At 39.9% G+C, this 3,046-nt stretch carries 4 protein-coding genes; 2 read left to right on the top strand and 2 right to left on the bottom strand.

The genetic code is table 11. The features are described from left to right. Positions 1–110 precede the first annotated feature (110 nt). Together L634_RS0128315 and L634_RS0128310 are read right to left on the bottom strand one after the other, a co-directional pair. Positions 111–866, bottom strand: coding sequence for a BsuPI-related putative proteinase inhibitor (locus L634_RS0128315; protein ID WP_026585284.1), 756 nt, complete (start codon positions 864–866; stop codon positions 111–113). 19 nt (positions 867–885) lie between these two features. Then, positions 886–1,716 (bottom strand): YitT family protein, encoded by an 831-nt coding sequence (locus L634_RS0128310; RefSeq protein WP_026585283.1) that lies wholly within the window; start codon positions 1,714–1,716, stop codon positions 886–888. 125 nt (positions 1,717–1,841) lie between these two features. On the opposite strand from L634_RS0128310, the gene L634_RS0128305 reads away from it, so the two are divergent. Continuing rightward, on the top strand, positions 1,842–2,696 hold the full coding sequence (locus L634_RS0128305; RefSeq protein WP_026585282.1) for a DegV family protein: 855 nt from the start codon (positions 1,842–1,844) through the stop codon (positions 2,694–2,696). A 120-nt stretch (positions 2,697–2,816) separates the two neighbouring features. Beyond that, positions 2,817–2,948 carry a DUF3941 domain-containing protein gene (locus tag L634_RS33155; protein WP_084029058.1) on the top strand — a complete coding sequence of 44 codons (132 nt, stop codon included), beginning with the start codon at positions 2,817–2,819 and terminating at the stop codon, positions 2,946–2,948. The last annotated feature ends 98 nt before the right edge of the window (positions 2,949–3,046 follow it).

The raw sequence follows: 3,046 nt of genomic DNA, 5'->3' as shown, positions 1-3,046 counted from the left end.
TTAAATAAAATGACCCCGGTACAATACCGGGGTCATCTACTAGCAGCATAGGTGCTTTTTTAAAACTGTCCGTAAACTGGGGCACAGTTCAGGCTGTGTCAGCTTCTTCTTTACCTTTTTTCCAGTACTATAGGAAAGGAATGTATAATGCTTCCATCTTTTTGGCTTTTTTCATACAAATACAGTATAACAGACCCGCTTTCCGGCAGTTTCTCTTTAGGAATTCTTAAGCTTATTGTAATAGGCTCCCAGTCTGATGATTTTGTTTGGAGCGGGCGTTCAGCTATCAACTCATTATGGCCATCTTCAACAGTATAAAAAAGCTTTCCGCTTAAAGAGCGTGCTTCTAAAGTAACTGTATACATTCCTTGTTCACCGCTGGCCTTTGCATGCCGGAATGAAGGGTTTTGTCCCGGTATATATACGGACGATTCAGAAGCCGGCTTGTCTGCCAGTGTTTCATCGTTTAATTTCCTTGCCTGCAATATGGCATTTATGCTGTACTCTCCTTCAGGCACTCTAATGCCATCTTTAACATAGCCCCACTTTTCCTTCCAGATCATGCTTTCGTCAGGATTTAACCTGAGTGTTTGCAAGGCCTGTAAAAAAGCCTTGCCGTTTGAATATGTGTATACCTCATTGCCTTTTGCATCATGTATCTTTATTTCATACTTTTGCGATGTGGGAAATTCAAATTCCAATGGATAACTCGCAGTATTTCTCAAGATTACATCCATTTCCAATGCTTCTGGCCCTGCATTGGGTATAATTTCAAAATCATAAGGTTTTTGACTGCCCGCAGCCTCAAAATTTTGCCCAGGCACAGAAAATGCAAAAATAGCCATAGCCGCAAATAAACGCAGCATCCTCCATCCCTCCAGTCATTTAGTCTCTGCGGAAGAAACCATAAACACCTGCTGTTTGAACAATATTGGTAAAAGCATTTGGATCAACTTCTTTAATAATTCTTTCAAGATCAAATAATTCATAACGAGTTATGACGATCATCATCATTTCTTTGCTTTCGTTTGTAAAAGCTCCTCTCGCAGGTATAGTTGTAATCCCACGGACAAGATGTTCATGAATGGCCTTTTTCATTTCCTCAGATTTTTTCGTAATGATAAGTGCCGTCAGCTTTTCGTGCCTTGTGTGAATGGCATCAATGACCCTTGTAGAAGCATAAAGTGTGACCAGCGTATATAAAGCCTTTTCCCAGCCATACAAAAATCCAGCCGATATTATAATGATGGCATTAAGTGTAAAAAAATATGTACCTACTGGTTTGTCTTTCATTCGGGACAATACCATGGCTATAATATCCATTCCGCCTGTAGAAGCCCCCCACTTCAGTGTAATCCCAACACCAACTGCCGCAATTACTCCTCCGAAAACTGCATTAAGCAAAATATCATTTGAAACATGGATAACGGGTATGACTTCCATAAAGAACGACATTAAAAAGACGCTGAGAAAACTATAGACAGTGAACGATCTGCCAACTTTTCTCCATGCCAATATAGTAACAGGGATATTCAGAATAAATAGCAGGATACCTGTTGAGGCAAAGCTGCCCAAAATACTTGAAAGAAGCTGTGCTACACCTGTAAACCCGCTTGCATACACATTTGCGGGTATCAGGAAAAAATTCATTGCGATTGCATTCAATACTGCTCCAATCAAAACAATAAAAACCTTCTTAGTCTCTAACCAAACCATTGTAAACCCCCTAATTTCACTTATTTAATCTTTACCCAAAATGCTTCAATTTCAACACATTTCATTGTTTTTTCTTGCTGATTTCTATAAACTTATCTCATATAGTTTGAAAGCAGGTGAAAAAAATGTCAGTAAAAATACTCGCTGACAGTGCGTGTGATTTACCGCTAAGCTTTTTCAATGATAATGGAGTCACACTTTTTCCGTTAAAGGTACATTTAAATGATTCTGAATATGATGATTTAATTACAATTGAGCCTAAACAGGTCTATGACGCAATCCGTAAAGGCCAGATGCCTAAAACTTCACAAGTATCTCCGCTGCTGTTTGAAGAAACATTCACAAAAATGGCTGAACAAAATGAAGACGGCATTTATATTGCTTTTTCCTCCGAGCTTTCAGGTACTTACCAAACAGCTGTGATGATCCTCGAACAAGTAAAAGAGAAATACCCTGACTTTAATTTAACCATTATAGACTCCAAGGCTGCCTCCCTGGGATACGGATTGATCGTAAAAGCCGCTGTAAAAAAATTGGAATTCGGCGCTTCCAAAGAAGAGGTGCAAAAGGATGTGGAATTCCGATGTCAGCACCTGGAAAGCTTATTCACGGTGAACGATCTTGAATATTTAGCAAAAGGCGGCCGTGTTTCTAAAGCTTCTGCATTTTTAGGAGGATTGCTGAACATTAAACCACTATTGCATGTGGAAGAAGGAAAGCTCGTTCCGATCGAAAAGCTGCGAGGCAAGAAGAAACTTCTTCGCCGGATCATTGAACTAATGAAAGAAAGAGGAACTTCGTTTGAAAATCAGATTGTCGGCATTAGTCATGCTGACGATGAAGAAACAGCCCTTGAAATGAAATCTTTAATCTTGGACGAGCTAAATGTGAAAGAGGTTTATATCACATCCATTGGTTCTGCCATCGGATCCCATACCGGCCCAGGCACAATTGCCATTTTCTTTCAAAATCGCATTTAAAACAGACTAATCTAGATTCGTACATACTCCTTTCCATTCTGACAGACAATAAGACTGCACTTCAGCTGGATTTCATGCTGAAGACTAATCTTCACAGAATGGGAAAGGGGTATTTTTATTATGCCGCATACTTCTGATAATGACAAAAAGGCACAAGACAATAATGCGCTGCGCCATGAAAAAAATATGATGCGCGAAAAAAACCGGAAAGCAGGAAAAAATCAGTATTCTAAAAAGACAGACCATCTTTAATAAAGGCTCTGTTAAATTTGCCTGTTGATTTCAGCACGAGGCACTCAAGCTTTCAGCGGGCGGTCCGACGCTCCTCGGTGCATTCGCACCTGCGGGGT

Origin of the sequence: Bacillus sp. J33 (assembly GCF_000518885.1) — a bacterium.
Lineage (GTDB): Bacteria > Bacillota > Bacilli > Bacillales > Cytobacillaceae > Cytobacillus.
The sequence above is the reverse complement of the archived record's forward strand: the minus strand, read 5'-3'. Positions and strand labels throughout refer to the sequence as shown.

Coding starts and splice junctions, on each gene's coding strand:
- L634_RS0128315 (WP_026585284.1), bottom strand. CDS start 866: ATGCTGCGTTTATTTGCGGCTATGGCTATTTTTGCATTTTCTGTGCCT.
- L634_RS0128310 (WP_026585283.1), bottom strand. CDS start 1,716: ATGGTTTGGTTAGAGACTAAGAAGGTTTTTATTGTTTTGATTGGAGCA.
- L634_RS0128305 (WP_026585282.1), top strand. CDS start 1,842: ATGTCAGTAAAAATACTCGCTGACAGTGCGTGTGATTTACCGCTAAGC.
- L634_RS33155 (WP_084029058.1), top strand. CDS start 2,817: ATGCCGCATACTTCTGATAATGACAAAAAGGCACAAGACAATAATGCG.